Source organism: Streptomyces sp. cg40, assembly GCF_050320165.1.
GTDB lineage: Bacteria > Actinomycetota > Actinomycetes > Streptomycetales > Streptomycetaceae > Streptomyces > Streptomyces hokutonensis.
In genome coordinates this window covers 9,013,832-9,032,621 of record NZ_CP190128.1, presented here as the reverse complement: position 1 = coordinate 9,032,621, position 18,790 = coordinate 9,013,832, and the positions used below count along the sequence as shown (strand labels likewise).

The 18,790-nt window shown below is 68.0% G+C and carries 14 protein-coding genes and 2 pseudogenes; 4 read left to right on the top strand and 12 right to left on the bottom strand.

The window, feature by feature from the left end; all coding sequences use genetic code 11:
• Positions 1 to 41 precede the first annotated feature (41 nt).
• On the top strand, positions 42 to 1,919 hold the full coding sequence (locus tag ACQHII_RS40750; protein WP_427923948.1) for a phospholipase C: 1,878 nt from the start codon (positions 42 to 44) through the stop codon (positions 1,917 to 1,919).
• A 202-nt stretch (positions 1,920 to 2,121) separates the two neighbouring features.
• Positions 2,122 to 2,844 carry a lysophospholipid acyltransferase family protein gene (locus tag ACQHII_RS40745; protein ID WP_427923947.1) on the top strand — a complete coding sequence of 241 codons (723 nt, stop codon included), beginning with the start codon at positions 2,122 to 2,124 and terminating at the stop codon, positions 2,842 to 2,844.
• Between the two features lie 78 nt (positions 2,845 to 2,922).
• Here the strand turns inward: ACQHII_RS40745 and ACQHII_RS40740 are convergent, their stop codons facing one another.
• The 10 genes from ACQHII_RS40740 to ACQHII_RS40695 all read right to left on the bottom strand — a co-directional run bounded on the left by ACQHII_RS40740 (position 2,923) and on the right by ACQHII_RS40695 (position 13,095).
• A complete protein-coding gene (locus tag ACQHII_RS40740) occupies positions 2,923 to 4,533 on the bottom strand; it encodes an alpha/beta hydrolase (protein ID WP_427923946.1) in 1,611 nt (536 codons plus the stop codon).
• A 134-nt stretch (positions 4,534 to 4,667) separates the two neighbouring features.
• Complete coding sequence (locus tag ACQHII_RS40735) at positions 4,668 to 5,435, bottom strand: urease accessory protein UreD (RefSeq protein ID WP_427923945.1); 768 nt, start codon at positions 5,433 to 5,435, stop codon at positions 4,668 to 4,670.
• Positions 5,423 to 6,100, bottom strand: coding sequence for an urease accessory protein UreG (ureG, locus tag ACQHII_RS40730; RefSeq protein WP_427923944.1), 678 nt, complete (start codon positions 6,098 to 6,100; stop codon positions 5,423 to 5,425). Before ureG ends, ACQHII_RS40735 begins: the two co-directional genes overlap by 13 nt.
• Before the next feature lie 327 nt (positions 6,101 to 6,427).
• The gene (locus tag ACQHII_RS40725) at positions 6,428 to 7,102 is read right to left on the bottom strand and encodes an urease accessory protein UreF (protein WP_427923943.1); all 675 of its coding nucleotides are present in this window, start codon (positions 7,100 to 7,102) and stop codon (positions 6,428 to 6,430) included.
• Between the two features lie 13 nt (positions 7,103 to 7,115).
• The gene (locus ACQHII_RS40720; RefSeq protein ID WP_427923942.1) at positions 7,116 to 8,837 is read right to left on the bottom strand and encodes an urease subunit alpha; all 1,722 of its coding nucleotides are present in this window, start codon (positions 8,835 to 8,837) and stop codon (positions 7,116 to 7,118) included.
• Positions 8,830 to 9,141, bottom strand: a complete 312-nt coding sequence (locus ACQHII_RS40715) for an urease subunit beta (protein WP_019070943.1) — start codon at positions 9,139 to 9,141, stop codon at positions 8,830 to 8,832. Before ACQHII_RS40715 ends, ACQHII_RS40720 begins: the two co-directional genes overlap by 8 nt.
• Positions 9,142 to 9,150: 9 nt before the next feature.
• Positions 9,151 to 9,453, bottom strand: coding sequence for an urease subunit gamma (locus ACQHII_RS40710; protein ID WP_427923941.1), 303 nt, complete (start codon positions 9,451 to 9,453; stop codon positions 9,151 to 9,153).
• A 177-nt stretch (positions 9,454 to 9,630) separates the two neighbouring features.
• Positions 9,631 to 9,918 carry a type II toxin-antitoxin system Phd/YefM family antitoxin gene (locus tag ACQHII_RS40705; RefSeq protein WP_427923940.1) on the bottom strand — a complete coding sequence of 96 codons (288 nt, stop codon included), beginning with the start codon at positions 9,916 to 9,918 and terminating at the stop codon, positions 9,631 to 9,633.
• A gap of 593 nt (positions 9,919 to 10,511) precedes the next feature.
• The gene (locus tag ACQHII_RS40700; protein WP_427920940.1) at positions 10,512 to 11,750 is read right to left on the bottom strand and encodes an IS256 family transposase; all 1,239 of its coding nucleotides are present in this window, start codon (positions 11,748 to 11,750) and stop codon (positions 10,512 to 10,514) included.
• A gap of 1,039 nt (positions 11,751 to 12,789) precedes the next feature.
• Positions 12,790 to 13,095, bottom strand: coding sequence for a hypothetical protein (locus ACQHII_RS40695; protein WP_427923939.1), 306 nt, complete (start codon positions 13,093 to 13,095; stop codon positions 12,790 to 12,792).
• Between the two features lie 223 nt (positions 13,096 to 13,318).
• Here ACQHII_RS40695 and ACQHII_RS40690 point away from each other — a divergent pair, with 223 nt between their 5' ends.
• Positions 13,319 to 15,703 carry an AAA family ATPase gene (locus ACQHII_RS40690; RefSeq protein WP_427923938.1) on the top strand — a complete coding sequence of 795 codons (2,385 nt, stop codon included), beginning with the start codon at positions 13,319 to 13,321 and terminating at the stop codon, positions 15,701 to 15,703.
• Between the two features lie 961 nt (positions 15,704 to 16,664).
• Here the strand turns inward: ACQHII_RS40690 and ACQHII_RS40685 are convergent.
• Positions 16,665 to 17,503: pseudogene (locus ACQHII_RS40685) on the bottom strand (IS5 family transposase).
• A gap of 318 nt (positions 17,504 to 17,821) precedes the next feature.
• On the opposite strand from ACQHII_RS40685, the gene ACQHII_RS40680 reads away from it, so the two are divergent.
• Entirely contained in the window at positions 17,822 to 18,439 is a 618-nt protein-coding gene (locus tag ACQHII_RS40680; protein WP_427923937.1) for a HEAT repeat domain-containing protein, read from the top strand.
• Positions 18,440 to 18,482: 43 nt separating this feature from the next.
• On the opposite strand, the pseudogene ACQHII_RS40675 reads toward ACQHII_RS40680, so the two are convergent.
• A pseudogene (locus tag ACQHII_RS40675) lies at positions 18,483 to 18,596 on the bottom strand (IS5/IS1182 family transposase); the annotation flags it as partial.
• Positions 18,597 to 18,790: the final 194 nt, after the last annotated feature.

Sequence of the window (18,790 nt, the reverse complement as noted above, 5' to 3'; positions counted from 1 at the left end):
GGCGTGGCAGCGAGAACAGTGCTCCCGGAAGGCGAGACAGCATGATCGGCACAGGAAGAATTCCAGGCGCGCGGCGGGGCCTGACCCGCGTGGGCGCCCTGCTCGGCGCGGCGGCGCTGGCCACGGCGGGCGGGGTCGTCCCGGCGGCGGCGAACTCCGGCGGCCACCAGCCCTCCGGCAGCACCCGTACGGCCACCCCGATCAAGCACGTGGTCGTCCTCTACGACGAGAACATCTCGTTCGACCACTACTTCGCCACCTACCCGCAGGCCGCCAACACGGACGGCACGAAGTTCAAGGCCGCGGCGCACACGCCGAAGGCCGACAACCTGCTCAACGCCGGGCTGCTGAAGAAGAACCCGAACCTCTACACGCCGACCCGGCTGAGCAGTTCGCAGGTGATGACCTGCGACCAGAACCACTCCTACGGCCCGGAGCAGTACGCGGCCGACGGCGGCAAGGCCGACAAGTACGTCGAGAACACCGAGGTCAACAAGTGCACCGGCCTGTTCGGTGAGCCCGGTCTGGTGATGGACTACTACGACGGCAACACCGTCACGGGCCTGTGGAACTACGCGCAGCAGTTCGCGCTGAACGACCACTCCTTCAGCTCGACCTTCGGTCCCTCGACGCCCGGCGCCCTGAACCTGATCTCCGGCCAGACCCACGGGGTCATATCTGTCGACCCGGCCTCCGGCACCGAGAACCCCAAGCAGACGACGACCCCGGACTCGTACGCCGTTGTCTCCCCGAACGCCAAGGGTGTCGGCACGGTCATCAACGACCCCGACCCGGCCTTCGACGACTGCTCGGACAAGGACCACACCGCGACCAGCGCGCTCGCGGTGATGCAGGGCAAGAACATCGGTGACCTGCTCAACAACAAGGGTGTGACCTGGGGCTGGTTCCAGGGCGGCTTCCGGCCGAGCACCGCGTGGGACGGCAAGAGCGGCGACTACGCCAAGTGCGCGGGCACCACGCACACCAACGTGGGCGGCGCGGCCTCCGAGGACTACAGCCCGCACCACTCGCCGTTCGAGTACTACAAGTCGACGTCGAACCCGCACCACCTGGCGCCGAAGTCGGTCGCCGAGATCGGCCACAACGGCCGGGCGAACCACAACTACGACCTGACGGACTTCGACGCGGCGCTGAAGGCGAACAACCTTCCCGCGGTGAGCTTCCTGAAGGCGGCCGAGTACCAGGACGGGCACGCCGGCTACTCGGACCCGGCCGACGAGCAGAACTTCCTGATCAAGGAGATCAACGCGATCCAGAAGTCGCCGGAGTGGAAGTCGACGGCGGTCGTGATCGCCTACGACGACTCCGACGGCTGGTACGACCACGTCACCTCCAAGGTGCTGAACGGCTCCACGGACTCGACGGTCGGCTCGAACGGCAAGGCCATCGACAGCCCCGCCTGCCAGGCCGGTCCGGCGGCGAAGAGCGGCTACGCGGACCGCTGCGGCCCCGGCACCCGGCAGCCGCTGCTGGTCATCTCGCCGTACAGCAAGGTCGACAAGATCGACCACACGCCGACCGAGCAGGCGTCGATCACGCAGTTCATCGAGGACAACTGGCACACCGGCCGGATCGGTGACTCCTCCTTCGACCAGCGGGCCGGCACCCTCGCCGGAATGTTCGACTTCAAGCACCCGAACGACAAGCAGGTGCTGCTGAACACGAACGGTTCCGTGCAGTCGGTGAAGCGGATCCCGCACTACTCCCAGACCTCGTCGACGGCCACCACGGCCCCGTACCCGGCGTACGCCCAGGATCTGAAGGCGCAGAACGTCGCCGCCAGCGGCACCGCCTCCAACACGCCGGCGATCGCGATCGGCGCGGGTCTGGTCACCGCCGCGGGCGCGACCACCGCGTTCGCGCTGTACCGCCGCAGGGCGCGCACCGCGTCCGTGTAAGTCCCGGCGGACCGGCGGCAGTTCCGTCCCGAGGGCGGCGAGGATTCCCTTCTCGCCGCCCTCGGCCGTGTCCGCGGCGCGCTGATCGCCTCCGGTTCCACGCGACGCCGCCTGCCCCTACACTGGCAGCCCACGAGAGACCGGGTGACCTGCGAGAACAGATCGGTCGAGCCGACCCGCCGGAGTGAGGAGCGACCCCCCTTTGTTCTACTACGTCCTTAAATACGTGATTCTGGGTCCCTTGCTCAGACTGGCCTTCCGGCCCCGCATCGAGGGCCTCGACCACATACCGGAGTCGGGTCCGGCGATCGTCGCGGGCAACCATCTCTCGTTCGCGGACCACTTCCTGATGCCCGCCGTCCTCAAGCGCCGGATCACGTTCCTCGCCAAGGCCGAGTACTTCACCGGCCCCGGCATCAGGGGCCGCCTCACCGCGACCTTCTTCCGCAGCGCGGGCCAGATCCCGGTCGACCGCTCCGGCAAGGAGGCGGGCCAGGCCGCCATCCGCGAGGGCCTCGGTGTCCTGAGCAAGGGCGAGCTGCTCGGCATCTACCCCGAGGGCACCCGCTCCCACGACGGCCGCCTCTACAAGGGCAAGGTCGGCGTCGCGGTCATGGCCCTGAAGGCCCAGGTGCCCGTGATCCCCTGCGCGATGATCGGCACCTTCGAGGCCCAGCCGCCCGGCAAGGTCATCCCGAACATCCACCCGGTGACCATCCGCTTCGGCAAGCCCCTCGACTTCTCCCGCTACGCAGGCATGGAGAACGAAAAGGCCATCCTGCGCGCCATCACCGACGAGATCATGTACGCGATCCTCATGCTCTCCGAGCAGGAGTACGTCGACCAGTACGCGGCCGTCGTCAAGGCGGAACAGGCGGCCGCCGCGAAGGAGCAGCGCAAGTTCCCCCGCCTGCCGCTGAGTTGAGGCTCCACAGACGGAAGACATGAAGAGGGGCGGCCGGTCGCGAACCGACCGCCCCACGTCATGTACGACTGCTGCTTGTTACGGCACCGGCGTCGCGTGCGGGGTGCACGTCACGTCGGACTTGTCCAGCTGCCCGGTCAACAGGTAGGTGTCCACACGGGAGTTGATGCACGGGTTGACCAGACCGGTCACACCGTGGGAACCCGCGTCCTTCTCGGTGATCAGGCGGGAGCCCTTGAAGCGCTGGTGCAGGACGACGGCACCCTCGTACGGGGTCGCGGCGTCACGCTGCGACTGCACGATGAGCACCGGCGGCAGACCCTTGCCGGTCTTCACCTCGACCGGGGACTGCTGCTTGACCGGCCAGGTGGCGCACGGCAGGTTCATCCAGGCGTTGGACCAGGTCAGGAACGGGTACTTCTTGTTGAGCGCCGTGTTGTCCTTGTCCCACTTCGCCCAGCTGGTCGGCCACTTGGCGTCGGTGCACTCGACGGCCGTGTAGACGGCGTTGCCGTTCTCCGAGGTGATGTTGCCCGCGGTGTCCGACATGTCGGGCGAGGCCGCGTCGATCAGCGGCTGCGGGTCACCGGCGAAGTACTTGCTGAACGCGGTGGCGACCGGCACCCACGACGAGTCGTAGTACGGGGCGCCCTGGAAGAAGCCGAGCAGCTCGGCCGGTCCGACGACCCCGCCGAGCGGGCTCTTCTTGGCGGTGGCGCGCAGCTCCAGCCACTTCGCCTGGACCGCTGCACGCGTGGTGCCGAGGTGGAAGGCCGCGTCGTTCTTCGCGACCCAGTCCTCCCAGTCCTTCCAGCGGCCCTCGAAGGCGACGTCCTGGCCGAGGTTGGCCTCGTACCAGATGTTGTCGCGCGCCGGGTTGACGACGCTGTCGACGATCATCCGGCGCACGTGGCTCGGGAACAGAGTGCCGTAGACGGCGCCGAGGTAGGTGCCGTAGGAGACGCCCAGGTAGTTGAGCTTCTTCTCGCCGAGGGCGGCGCGGATGACGTCGAGGTCGCGCGCGGTGTTCGGCGTGGTCATCTGCGCGAGCATGGTGGTACCGGTGCGCTCGGCGCAGCCGTCGGCGTACTCACGGGCCAGCTTGCGCTGCGCGTTCTTGTCGGCCGTGGAGTCCGGCACCGGGTCCGCCTTGGGCGCCTTCACGAACTCCTGCGGGTCGATGCAGGAGATGGGCGCCGAGTGGCCGACACCGCGCGGGTCGAAGCCCACGAAGTCGTACGCCTTGGACGTGTTGACCCACAGCGGGTTCTTGGTGGTGACCCGGAGCGGGAAGCGCATGCCCGAGCCGCCCGGACCGCCGGGGTTGTAGACGAGCGCGCCCTGGCGCTCCGCCGCGGTGCCGGTGCTGACCGCACGGTCGACGGCGAGCTTGATCTTCTTGCCGTTCGGCTTGGTGTAGTCGATCGGCACGGTGACCCAGCCGCACTGGACGGGCTTCGCGAAGCCCCAGGCGGCGGGGCAGTCCTGCCAGTCGATCCCGGCCTTCGCGGCGCGGGCGGCGGCGAGCGCGGCGCCCTGGGCGGCCGCACGGTCCTGCCCGTGACCGGCGGTCTGGTTGGTCTGGGCGGTGGCCGTGGGTGCCACCACGGCGCCGGCTATCAGAGCCGCCGCGGCGAACCCGGCCGAGCCGAACGCCGTGACGCGGCTCCTCGGTCTGATGAACCTCAAGTGGGCCCCTCCCCGTACTTAGTTGCGAAATGGTCTCGGGGGATCCTCCCGGCTGTGAGGTGTCTGAGGACAGAGGCTGTTGACCTTCTTTACCAATCCGATAAGCGGAAACTCAGGTACCGCTCAGCGGATACTCACCCGAGCGTCGCCAACGCCTCGTCCAGCACCCGCCGCAACCGCAGCCCGTCAGCCGCCACAGCCGTCACCAGCACCGCGGGCCCGGCCAACGGCGCCAGCGCCGCACACTCCCCCAGCATCCGCGCCGCAGGCGGTTCCCGGGTGAACTCCGGCCGTACGACGACCAGTTGACCCACCGCGCGATGCCCCGCGAGCACGGCGGGCCCGTCCCAGCCGCCCGGCGCACCGGGACCGCAGGCCAACTCCTGGACCAGCACGGTCCGTCCACCGATCCGCAGAGTGAGACGGCTGGTGAGCCGCCCGGGTTCCTCACCGACCCGCCCGAGCACCTGCTCCTCACGCAGTACGAGCCGGGCGGACCCGGCGAGGTCGACACGGGTGGTGACGCGCAAGTCGCTCCCGCACACGGAGATCAACTGCTCGGGCAGCCAATGCAATTCGCTCTCTTCGGCGACAGTCAGCCGTACGTCGTACCGCGACTCCCCCTTCGCCTGCCCCGGCAGCGCGATGGTGGCGGCGGCCGACCCAACTCTCAACCGCGCCCCGCTCTCCACACCGGCCTCGACGGCGAAGTGATCCCCGCCGAGCGGCCCGCTCATGGCCCCGACGAGCATGACCCGAGCCTCGGAACCGGTGGCACGGATCCGCCGCAGCGCGAGCGGCCCGTCGCCCTCCAGCACAGGCAGCGCGGTACCGCCCCGCCCGTCGTCCCGGGCCACGATCCGCGCGGCGGCCCGAACGCCGGTCACGATCACGCGGCCCACGCGGCGAGTTGCTGCCGCACCCAGCGGGCCACATCGCCGACCCCCGCCTCGGTCCGCAACGACTGGAAGACAACGGGCAGTTCGGCCCGCTGAGCCTTCGCGTCGGCGGCCATCCGCCCGAGATCGGACCCCACGTACGGCGCGAGGTCGGTCTTGTTGACGACGAGCAGATCGGCGGTGGTGACCCCCGGCCCGCCCTTGCGCGGAATATCGTCCCCGCCGGCGACGTCGATCACGAAGATCTGCGCGTCGACAAGCCCCTTGGAGAAGGTGGCGGTGAGATTGTCCCCACCGGACTCGACAAGGATCAGATCCAACGGCCCGACCTCGTCCTCCAGGTCTTCCACGGCTTCGAGGTTCGCGGAGATGTCGTCCCGGATGGCGGTGTGCGGGCAGGCCCCCGTCTCCACGGCGGCGATCCGCTCGGGCGGCAACACGGCCTCCCGCAGCAGGAATTCGGCGTCCTCACGGGTGTAGATGTCATTCGTGACGACAGCGAGCGAAAGCTCGTCCCGCAGGGCCCGGCAGAGCGCGGCCACGGTAGCGGTCTTACCGGAACCGACGGGCCCGCCCAGGCCGATACGGAGGGCACGACGGTTCCCGTCCGGGCGATGAGCGTCTGCACTGACGGCGGCGGGGCCGTCGTGGGTGTGGTCGAGGTGCATGGGGCGGCTCCTTCTGGGTTTGTGCGGGCGTTGCGGGTGGGGCACGTATTGGTGGGGCCGGCATCTTTCATCCGGACCGGCACCTCTCAACCAGGCCGGTACCCCTCAACCGGACCGGCATCTCTCAACCGGGCCGGTACCTCTCAACCGGACCGGCACCTCTCAACCAGGCCGGCACCTCTCAACCGGACCGGCATCTCTCAACCGGGCCGGCATCTCTCAGCCCGTCCGGCGTTTGAGGACGAGGCCGTCCAGGCCGAAGCAGGGGTCTGGGGGCGGCAGCCCCCAGGGACGGGACGGGTAGGGGCGGCGGGGGCGAGAAAACCCCTACGACGCGAACAACCGCACAGCCCAAGCCGCATGCGCCTCCGCCCCGATCTCCAGCAACGGCGCAGCCGCACAAGGCAGCTCATCAACACCGTGGTCCACCACGCGCCCGGCCGCCTCAACCGCCCGATCGACGACAAGGTCCAACTCCGGCGCCAACCGCGCCAGTACAGCCGTAGCGTCGAACGGATCAAGACTCAGCAACCGCACCGTCGCGGACGCGGGCCCACTCACACTCTCGTAGGCCGCGCAGTACGCAGCATCCTCGGCCCCGAGCCCGGCCGCCCGAGCGACCAGCCCCAACACGACCGGCTGATGTGCCCCCTTCGGAAACTCCCGCGCCAGCGCGTCGAGTTCACCCGACGGCCAGGTCGCCCGCGCCGCCCGCATCAACTGCCGCCCGAGCTTCCGCGCAGCGACCCGCAAAGCAGGCGACGGCGTCCGCGCGTCAGCCGCCGCGTCCAACTCAGCAGGATCGACACCGAGTACGGCCGCAGCGGCCAGCGAGGCGGACACAAGCCCCACGGTATGCAGCCGCCCCCGACAGAAGTCACCGAGACTCGCCGCCCCGGTGACCCGCCCGGCCTTGACAGCCGCCTCCGCCCCGCCGGAGTGCGCATGCCCACCGGCGGGAAAGCGCCCGTCGGCGAGGACCAGCAACGCTCCCCTGCTCATCGCGACCCGTTCATCAGAAGAGGAAGTACCGCTGGGCCATGGGCAGTTCGGCGGCCGGAGTCGCCTCGACGAGCTCCCCGTCGATGTGCACGGCGAAGCTGTCGGGGTCGACCTGGACGCGCGGCCGGGCGTCGTTCTCCCGCATATCGGCCTTGGTCACCCCACGCGTGGACTCGATGGCCACGAACTTCTTGCCGAGATCGAGCCGTTCGGGCAGCCCGTCCTCGATCGCCAACTGCGCGACGAAGTTGAAGGAGTTGGAAGCGGGAGCCCGTCCGATCGCCCCGAACATCGGCCGCGGCAGAATCGGCTGCGGAGTAGGGATGGACGCATTCGCGTCGCCCATCTGCGCGTACGCGATCTGGCCGCCCTTGATGACGAGGTGCGGCTTGACGCCGAAGAACGCCGGTTCCCACAGCACGAGGTCGGCGAGCTTGCCGCTCTCGACAGAGCCGATCTCGCGGGCGAGGCCCTGCGCGAGGGCGGGGTTGATCGTGTACTTCGCGACATAGCGCCGTACGCGATGGTTGTCCGCGCGCCCGTCCCCCGGCAGTGCGCCCCGCCGCCGCTTCATCACATGGGCCGTCTGCCAGGTCCGCAGGATGACTTCTCCCACCCGCCCCATCGCCTGCGCGTCGGAGGAGATGATCGAGATGGCGCCGAGGTCGTGGAGGATGTCCTCCGCGCCGATGGTCGAGGGCCGGATGCGGGACTCGGCGAACGCGAGGTCCTCGGGGACGGCCGGGTTGAGGTGGTGGCAGACCATCAGCATGTCGAGGTGTTCCTCGGCGGTGTTGACGGTGTAGGGCCGGGTCGGGTTGGTGGAGCTGGGCAGCACGTGCGGCTCGGAGACCACGGTCATGATGTCGGGCGCGTGCCCGCCGCCCGCGCCCTCGGTGTGGTAGGCGTGGATGCCGCGTCCGGCGATGGCGGCGAGGGTGTCGCCGACGAAGCCGGCCTCGTTCAACGTGTCGGTGTGGATGGCGACCTGGACGCCCGTGCGGTCGGCGACGGTGAGCGAGGCGTCGATGACGGCGGGGGTCGAGCCCCAGTCCTCGTGCAGCTTCAGCCCGAGGGCGCCGCCGCGAATCTGGGACAGCATCGCGTCGTGCGAGACGGTGTTGCCCTTGCCGAGGAAGCCGATGTTGAGCGGGTACTGCTCCATCGCGGCCATCATCCGGGCCAGATGCCAGGGGCCGGGCGTCACGGTCGTCGCCTTGGAGCCCTCGGCCGGACCGGTACCGCCGCCCACCAGCGTGGTGACCCCGGCGGAGAGCGCCTCGTCGGCGATCTGCGGGCAGATGAAGTGGACGTGCGCGTCGACGGCACCGGCCGTGAGGATGCGGCCGTTGCCCGCGATGACCTCCGTCTCCGGGCCGATCACCAGGTCGGAGTGGATGCCGTCCATGGTGTCGGGGTTGCCGGCCTTGCCGATGCCGGTGATCCGGCCGTCGCGGATGCCGACGTCGGCCTTGACGATGCCCCAGTGGTCGATGATGACGGCACCGGTGATGACGGTGTCGGGGGTGCCTTCTGCGCGCGTGGCACGCGCCTGGCCCATCGACTCGCGGATGACCTTGCCGCCGCCGAACACGGCCTCGTCACCGGCGAGTCCGGGACCGCCGGAGCGGTCCTCCTCGATCTCGATCAGGAGGTCGGTGTCGGCGAGCCGGATGCGGTCGCCGGTGGTCGGCCCGAAGAGGTCCGCGTACGCGGCGCGGGAGATCTCAGGCATCGAGGGCACCTCCGGTCTCCCCGCGCAGTCCGGGCACCACACGGGCGCCGACCAGCGGGACGAGTTCGACGTCGACGGGGATCCCCGGTTCGAAGCGCACGGCGGTGCCGGCGGCGACGTTGAGCCGCTTGCCCCGCGCGGCGGCGCGGTCGAACTCGAGCCCGGGGTTGGCCTCGGCGAAGTGGTAGTGGGAGCCGACCTGGACGGGCCGGTCGGCGGCGTTGAGGACGGTCATCGAGGTGACCTCGCGGCCCGCGTTGTAGACGATCGGGTCGTCCGCGAACAGGATCTCGCCGGGAATCATCGAGGCCTCCTACACGATCGGGTCGTGGACGGTGACGAGCTTGGTGCCGTCCGGGAAGGTCGCCTCGACCTGTACGTCGTGGATCATCTCGGGGATGCCCTCCATGACGTCGTCCCTGGTGAGCAGCTTGCACCCGGAGGCCATCAGCTCGGCGACGGTCCGGCCGTCACGGGCGCCCTCGAGGATGTGCGACGTGATGAGGGCGACCGCCTCGGGGTGGTTGAGCTTCAGACCACGGGCCCGGCGCTTCTCGGCCACGTCGGCCGCCACATGGATCAGCAGCCTCTCTTGCTCGTGCGGGGTCAGTTGCACGCTCCCACCTCACAGTCCTCGCTCCGGACCGTGCGGGGTCCGGCTGCCGTAGCCCCTGGTCAAAGTCCCTGGTGGCGTGGATCGGCAGGCTAGTTGGACGGCGTTTCAAGCAAGTTAACCGAGCTGTGATCAGGACAATCACATCTACGCCCGTAGAGCCGCCCCTCGACCGGTCGCCTAGGAGGGGTTCGGCCTCCGGTGCTCGGCCGCGATGCCGAAGCGCTGGTGTTCGCGGGGAGCGGAAGCTACCTCGCGGACGTGCGAGACGGAGCTGATCACCTGCTCATCGGCGTTCGCGTCCAGCTTGTCGAGTTCGTCGAGTCGCTCCAGGTCGGCGGCGGAGACCAGCGCGACGAGGGGCTTGCCGTGCCGTGTCACGACGACGCGCTCACCGCCGTACACCACCCGGTTGATCAGGTCGGCGAGCTCAGCCCTGGCTTGCGTCACCGGAATCTCGTAGGCCATGTGCCTAGCTTACGGCGCGTCCATCTGGTTCACCGTGGTCAGTGACGACATCAAAGTTCCAGGTCAGAGGCTCTCGCGTGCTCCCGGTCGCTCTCGTCTGTGACAAATGTGTGAGACGCGGTGAGACGAAGAGCTGTCCGGTCGTACTGGATCCTGGCAGGTCTCCGGTGCGGCGGAACGCCGGGCCCGGCCGGTCCTGAGCAGAACTCGGGCCGGGCGGGTGCCTGCCCGTCGACGCACCCGAGGCTGCGCGGATCTCCGGGATCCAGGGGGTCGGCCGGACTGTGGCGCCTGAGGAGGAGGCTGAACCCGGCCGGCTCCTGGCCGGCCGCTGATGCAGCGGAGGCGCCCAGGTCAGCGCAGGCCGTCCACGTCGTCGTGCACTTCGCCGGCCGGGAGTGACCGACCGCCGTCCCCCGGGCCCTCACTGCAGGCGACCGCGGAGGACGATTCTCGGAAGTCGGGCCCGAGCCGCTCTTCCGATGGAGCATCAACCGGGGTAGGAGCGCCGGTCCCCCGGCCCTCCAACCCGACTGAGGTCACGTCCGCTGGAGTGGTGTATCGACGGCCACTCGGTGATCTCTTCTTTGAGGCTAGGCGGTGAGTTCGGTCGGGACGATGGTCTCGTCGGTTTGTGACTCGATCGGGTGGAGGCGGGTCTTGGCGAGGAGGTCGAGTCCCATGTAGCGGCGGGCTTCGGTCCATTCGTCGTTCTGCTCGGCCAGGACCGCGCCGACGAGGCGGATCAGGGCGGTGCGGTCGGGGAAGATGCCGACCACGTCGGTGCGGCGGCGGATCTCCTTGTTGAGTCGTTCCTGCGGGTTGTTCGACCAGATCTGCCGCCAGATCTCACGCGGGAACGCGGTGAACGCCAGGACGTCGTGCTGGGCGGCGTCCAAGTGGGCTGCGGCCTTGGGGAACTTGGCCTCCAACGCGTCCAGGACGTGGCGCATCTGGGCCTTCACGGCGTTGGTGTCGGGTTGTTCGAAGACGGTCCGCAGCAGGGTGGCCACCCATGGCTGGGCCGACTTGGGGACCTGGCTCAGCAACGCGCGGGCGTAGTGCGTGCGGCAGCGCTGCCAGCTCGCGCCGGGCAGGGTGGCACCGATCGCGTTGACCAGGCCCATGTGGGCGTCGGAGACGACGAGTTGGACGCCGGACAGGCCGCGGGCGGTCAGGGAGCGCAGGAAGGCGAGCCAGCCGGCACCGTCCTCGGCGGTGGCGACGTCGATGCCGAGGATCTCACGGTGGCCGTCGGCATTCACGCCGACCGCGATCAGCGCGTGGACGTTGATGATGCGGCCGCCCTCGCGGACCTTCTGGGTGAGCGCGTCCACCCAGACGAAGGCGTAGGGGCCGGCGTCCAGGGGGCGGTTGCGGAACGCGGCGACCTGTTCGTCCAGGTGCTTGGCCATCGCGCTGACTTGGGACTTCGACAGCTGGGTGACGCCCAGGGACTCGGCGAGCTTCTCGACTCTTCGGGTGGAGACACCCAGCAGGTAGGCGGTGGCGACCACTGAGATGAGGGCCTGTTCGGCCCGGCGGCGTCGCTCCAGCAGCCAGTGCGGGAAGTAGCTGCCCTGGCGCAGCTTGGGAATGGCAAGCTCGACGGTGCCGGCCCTCGTGTCCCACTCGCGCGGGCGATAGCCGTTGCGGTAGTTGACGCGTTCGTCGCTGACCTGCCCGTATTCGGCATTGCAGAGGGCATCGGCCTCCGCGGACATGAGCGCGTCGGCGAACGTCTTGACCATCGCGCGCAGCAGATCGGGACTCGCCGAAGCGAGGTTGTCTTCCGCGAGGGCGTGCAGGGGCAGACTGTCTGGTGCGGTCATCGTGCTGATCTCCTTCGAGGCTTCGACACTTCGAAGATCAGCCGGTGGCCGTTCAACTATGCGGGCACCATCCCGATGCCGGAGCAAACCCCCGGATCAGGTCGAACCCGTACACCACTTCCCTGGACGCAACCCCCGACTGACACGTCGGCGTCCCGCCATGGACATCTTCGCGTCCCGGTGGTGTCCCTGAAGAGGCGTTCTGCTGCCACCGGCCGGACGCGACAACGCCACTGATCGCCGAAGCCCCCAGCACGACACCGATGAGACCCGTCAATGCACCGGCCGGGACACACATCGGCCTCCACCAGGACCCCTGACAGCCTCACACGAGGACACCCAGTCACCGACGCGGAACAGCGGCGCGGGAGCAGTCAGCCGGTTGGCCACCAGCACCCCGATCACCTGGCCGTGCGTCAGGTCCGCCCTCACTCGCCTGCTGCGGATGCTGTCCGTGCGCCAGGTCTAGCGGCCGAAACGGCGGAAGGAGACCGACTGGTGACCCGGCGTACGCGCCCGGCAGTCGCATGTATCGGCGCCGACAGGCTCGCGGCCCTCCTCTTGGATCTCCTGAATCGCTACGTGAAGCGGACCCCGAGTTCGTCTTGCTCGACGGCACCCTGACCGAGTGCGGCCGACTCGGTGAAAGCCGGACCGGCTACTCAGCCAAGTCACGCCGGCACGGGGTGAACGCGCAGGTGGTCGCCGACTCCAGGGCGCGGGGCGCGGTGCCGGTGCGTACTCGCGAGGCGTCGTCTCTGCAGGTGACGTTTCGGATGCGGTGCAGGGCTTCAACCAACCAGTGATCCTGCACGGGTTCGGCGAGCAGCAGTACACGTGCTGGGCGGAAGCGGACCACCAGGCTGTCGCCGGTCGGAGACTTCAGCCCGCAAAGCGGGAGACGTCCGAGAATGCCGTACGCAAAGCCACGTACCGTGATCCCGACGTGAACGAAATCGGGTTTGGTGACGCACCGCGCTGACCAGGCACAACCGGACCGCCAACGTGAGACAGTCGCCGAAGGAGCCGGTGGGCCTCGTCAGGCTGGCCGCAAGAGCAGCACGATGCCGGTCTCGCCGGCCACCGCGATGTGGTCACCGACTGCGGCTGTGTTCCAGACGCCGAAGGGAGGGTCGAGAGGTGGGCGTACCGGGGGCATGGTCCGTGTGTCGAAGAGTTGGAGACCCGCTTTGCCGTGGACCGCGAGGAGCACCCGGCCGTCCGCGGACTTGAGCGGGCACACCGGCCGCTCGAAATCCCCTGCTGCCACGGGGCCGACCCGGCTGGCGGTGGCCGGGTCCCAGACCTGAAGGCTCTCGCCGCTCTCGCCGAGTACGGCCACCACTTCCCGTCCGTCGGCGAGCCGGAAGGCTGCCAGGGCGGAGGCTCCAGCAACGGCTGAGCACCCCGTGCAGCAACACCTGCAGCAGGGGATGGCCGCCCGCGCTGGATGAGTGCGGGCGGCCCACAGCCCTGCGCGAGGACGTTCCCCACCTGCGTTCTCCTGACGAGACCTTTCCCAACACATTGTCGGTGCCCAGCAGTAGCATGAACGCCTGCCGAGCACTTTGAGCCAGGATGGGGCTTACATGTTCATATCCGCTGTCTACGTCCGTTTCTTCCGCTCGTTCAACTTCGACTACCTCCGCAAGACCAGCGAGAAGTTCACCCCGGACCCCTGGGACGTCCTGGACAGCGACGACCTCAAGTACCCGTTCGTCAAGGTGCCGCTGGAGGAGGGCGTCACCACCGTCGTCGGCGCCAACGAGTCCGGCAAGAGCCAGCTCTTGGCCGCCATCCAACGAGCCCTGACCGGACGGGAAATCGCACGAGGCGACTTCTGCCGCTACTCGCAGTTCTTCACGGTGAACAAGGCCATGGCCTTCCCTGACTTCGGTCTGCGATTCGACAACCTGCATCCGGACGATCGCGACGCGGTGCTACAGGCGTGCGGAAGGGACACCGACGACGAGTTCGACACGTTCCTGATGTTCCGCATCGGAGGGCAGAAGCCCATCGTCTATCTTCCCCAAGGTGACAACTGGCAACTGTGCCCCGTCCAAGATCTCGGAGCGCTGGAGGCTGCTCTGCCTCGCTGGTTCGAGATCGATGCGCATACGGCGCTCCCCCAGAGTGTGCCCGTTGAGTATCTGGCCGGTCAGCAGACCACCCTGCGCACCAGATCCCGCAACGCCCGCCGGTCATTCATCCGCACGATCCTGGACCACTCCGCCTCCTTCAACTCCGACCAGGAACTCACCACTGCCGTACCGAACCTGACATCGGCTTTCTCCACGGCGAACAAGCCTGACGAAGACCACGACAAACAACTCGCTCTTGCCGACCAGCTCCTGCTGAAAGTCGCCAAGATCGACAAATCCGCGTTCCAGGAACTCCTCGCGGCGGTCGAGGATGGCCAGGAAGGCTTCGCCAACGGCATTGTCGAACACATGAACCGGCAGCTGGCCCAGTCGCTGAACTTTCCCAAGTGGTGGACCCAGGACAACCAGTTCCAACTGCAGATGACCCTGCGCGACCAGGACCTGGTCTTCACCATCAGGGACAGAACCGGCACCGAGTATTCAGCCGACGAGCGCAGCCACGGGCTGAAGTACTTCCTCAGCTATTTCATCCAGTACCTGGCCCACGAGCCGCCCACTTCAGGACAGCGCGAAGTGCTGCTGATGGACGAACCCGACGCCTACCTCTCCGGCAGCGGTCAGCAGGACCTGCTACGCATTTTCGACGACTTCGCCTACCCGTCCGCCCCCGACCGCCGCGCCTGCCAGGTCGTGTACGTGACGCACTCGCCCTTCCTCATCGACAAAAACCACGGAGAACGCATCCGGGTCCTGGAGAAGGGAGAGGGCGACGAGGGCACCCGCGTGGTCCGTAACGCCTCTCGCAACCACTACGAACCGCTCAGATCCGCCTTCGGCAGCTTCGTCGGTGAGACAACGTTCATCAGCAACTGCAACCTCATGCTGGAAGGAATGTCCGACCAGATCCTGCTAGCCGGTGTATCAGCAGGACTGCGTCGGCACAGGACATCGGCTCTGGAGCAACTCGACCTCAATACGATCACCCTTGTCCCAGCCGGTTCCGCACCTCATATCCCCTACCTGGTGTACCTCGCCAGGGGACGGGACGTGGACAAGCCGGCCGTCATCGTCCTGCTCGACGGTGACCGTTCGGGAAACGAGGCCCGCAAGAAGCTGATCCGCGGACCCCAAGGGAAGCCGCTCCTCGACGACAAGTTCGTCCTGCAGCTGAACGAACTGCCCGCCGCGCACATCACGAGCTCCCGTCCGCAGGGCGCAGTGGCCATCGAGGACCTCATCCCCCTGGAGATCGGCGTGGCGGCGGTCAAGCGCTACGCCTCCGTCTTTCTCACCGTCGCCGAAGCCAGAAAGCTGGAGAGCCTGTGCACCGACGACGTGCGGTTCGACGGTGACGAGGGAACGCACGACGCGCTCCAGGAAGCCGCCGCGCGCGTGGTGGAGGGTTTCCACCTGGACAAGGTGGGCCTGGCCCGGAACGTCCTCGACGTCCTGTCCCACGACAAGGACGTCCCGGCCGAGGCCGTCGCGGTCTTGGAGCGTAACTTCCGCACCCTGTTCCGTGAACTCGGCAGTCGGCAGCGAAACGCACTGCGCGAGATCGCAACCGAACGCACCACGTCGAAAATCAAACGGCTCAGGGGCTCCTTCCTCCAGGACCGCCCTGACAGTGCGACACGCGAACAGGCCGCCCTGCTGTTCGAAGACATCGAAGCGGCCCTCGACAACTCCGTGGACGCGGACGACCTCAGGATCCAACTCCAGGCCCTGCGACGCGATTTCGCCTTGGACGAGGAGCAACTCGGTCCAGTCGACGATTTTCCCGCCTTCCAGGCGGCCCTGCAGTCACTGGCGTATCGACCGGTCAACGCGGCCCAGGACCAGGAGCCGTGAGCCGACGGCGGGGCTGAGCAGCACACGGCGACGGGTTCATGAGGTCGCCAGGAAGAAGGCGGCGCGTGCGGACACCGCTACGCCCGGTCTCGGACGTCCGGGACCGGGCATGGGCACCGGGCGAGCACGGACACGGACGGGGACCTGCTGCGTGCGGAGGGCTTCAGCCAGGCACAGGCAGGGCGCGGATGTCAGGCGCTGCGCTCCACATGGGCGTGCCAGAGTCCAGCGCTGGCCCCTAGTACTCCAGCCGCCCAGCGAAACCCGCCGGTCAGACAGCGAAATCCTGCTGGAGTACTAGGCAAGTCAGTTGTCGAACTGCTCTGACTCAAACTCTGGCCTCTGCTCACCCTCGACCTGCACCGCAGCCAGATGCGCGGCAGCAGGACCTCCAGATCGATCCCGTACACAGCCAAGGGTCCACCGCAACCAGACCCGCCGTCATGAGCCAAATGACCCACCGCTGATCACTGGCTACGAAAATCTCGTGTAAGCCAAGAACTGCACCCATCTCAGGATGTTGAAGCGGCAGATGTTCAATCGGGCTGGCCTCGGTCTGCTCGACCAGGGCGGCATGGATCTGTCCGGCCAGATCCCGCAGGGTCCATGCGTGCGGCAGCGTCGGTCAAGACTTTGATGAGCTACTCGGTTCCGTCCTGAGCCAATGCGGCCGGGAAGCCGAAGGTCTGAAGTAGGGCCAGGACCGCCGGGTGCCGCAACAGCGGTCCCAGAACGCGTTTCAGGGCCGATGGATCGAGGTGAGCAGTCCCCGCAGCCAGTTGCGGTGCGGGTGGCGTCTTGGGCAAGGTCGTCGTCGTGGCCAAGGATCATTGGTCAGCTCCGCCCGCACGCTCTCGGCTGAGTCGATGCTGTGGAGCACGTGAAGCATCGTGCGGGCCGCTTCGCGATGTTCCACTAACTGAGCGTTTGGTTCGGTGGTTCGTGTTTGGTCCCGGGTCGGTCAGGTTCTGCGCCAGTTTGGGGTGGCTTCGCCGGTGAGTCGGCGGGCCATGAGGTCGATCATGGCGAGATGGATCATGGCTTCGGAGCGGTGCGGGTGGGTCTCGTAGTCGCGGGCGAGGCGTCGGTGGTGCATGAGCCAGCCGATGCTGCGCTCGATGGTCCACCGTCTCGGGATGATCGTGAACCCGTGGGCGCCGGGCGGGCGGTGGACGAGGTGGACGTCGATGCCGAGGCGGGCTCCGTGCTCGATGGCGGTGGTGCGGTAGCCCGCGTCCACCCAGGCCTTCGTGATGTGCGGGTGGGCGGCGGCGATGCGGGAGAGCAGGGTCACGCCGGCTGCGGTGTCGGAGACGCTGGCGGCGGTGACCAGCACGGTCAGCAGCAGGCCGAGGGTGTCGCAGCCGAGGTGGCGCTTGCGCCCGATGATCCGTTTCCCGGCGTCCGTGCCCTGGTCCGCGAGGTGCACGTTGGCGGAGGTCTTGATGGTCTGGGAGCCGGCACGCAGGCCGAGGGCTCCGCGCCTCGGCCCTCGGCTTCACGGACCAGGCGCCGCAGCAGGCCGGTGAGCTGCTCGAACACGCCGTCCTGTTGCCACGTGGCGAAGTATCCGTAGGTCGTGGCCCAGGGCGGGAAGTCGTGCGGGAGGTAGCGCCAGGGGATGCCGGTGCGGTCCACGTACAGGATGGCGTTCATGATCTGGCGCAGGTCGTGTTCGGGCGGTCGGCCGATGTGCAGCGCCCGGGCGCGGCGCTGGTCCCGCCATGACGTCAGGACGGGTGCCATCAGTTCCCAGCGCGCGTCCGACAGGTCGCTGGGATAGGGGCCGTGCGGGGTCATGTTTGCGAAGTAGCCGACCGTGGCCGGTCCCGCCAGCGGTCAAAAGGCGGCGCTCGGGGGCGTGTCGGGAGCAGACAGGAGCAGTCGGAACGAAACGATTCCCGGGCGTCGCGGACGCGTCGACTGCCCCATCAAACACAGCGGCCCCGGTGTCGCAGGACTCCGGAAACGATATCAATTCGACTGAAACAGGACCAAACGCTCAGTAAGACGTCGTTTCTTATGGCCGTCTGGTGCCCGAAGACGTCGCCCGCCGTTCAGTGTCAGTCGAGCTGAGTAGCGTTGCGTTCGAGTAGATCTCATTGGGAGGCGTACGCGGTGCTGACATTGGACGAGGCGGTTGTTCAGCTTGACGACAGGTCCTCGGCGAAGCGCCGTGCGGCTGCGAAACGACTGCGCAGACTCGCTGTCACGACTGCCGGCCCGTCGCTGCTGGAGGCTCTGCGGCGCGAGGTTCTCGACCTGCGGACGTGGGAAACTCAGTACCAGATGGTCATGGCGCTCGGAGCGTGCGATCATCGGCCAGCGGTCCCGTTCCTGAGCGATCTGGCTCAGCAGGCCCTGGATGCCACGATGGTGCATGTCGCCCTGGGCGACTCGATTGTGCGGCTGCGCGGCGCAGAAGAGGGAATCTCAGTCCCTGTGCGATGGTGCCTGGACAGTGGAACACTCATGCTTGCCGACGGCGCCCTCCGCGGCGTCGCCATGCTGCGCGCGGTGCCGGAGCCGGAGACCGTCGACTACATCCTCGACTTTCTTGCACCACTGCAGCCTCATGATGGGCTGCGCTTCTGGGCTGCGGCAGCAGCAGCCGGATGGCCAGGTGAGCGGGTTCGCGCATTCTTGGAGAGGTGTGCGGCAGGTCCGCGGGCGGACGTGGCTGACGCAGCGGCCACATCGCTGGAGGGCAAGTATCAGACCCATCGTCCGCTCTAACTTGGACCGAACGACCCGTAGCGCGTGGTTGGGCCGGGCAGGTTCAACTCAGCCAGCGGTAGCTGATGAGGGTTGCGGCTATGCAGACGAAGGCGAGGAAGTGTTCGGCCTTGCGTTCGTAGCGGCGGTGGAGCCGCCGGCAGCCGGCCAGCCAGGACGTTGGGTCGGCCGCGCGGTGAGGTGCCCGCCGTGGCAGGTCCTGTTCCGCGCGGCCGACCCAACGTCCTGGCTGGGACGGTGCCGCCGCCTGTCGAAGGACTACGAGTACCTGCGCGTCTGCTCGGAGAACGCCATCTACCTCACCATGGCCATGCTCCTCGTCCGCCGCCTCGCAAGATCAGCCCGCTGACA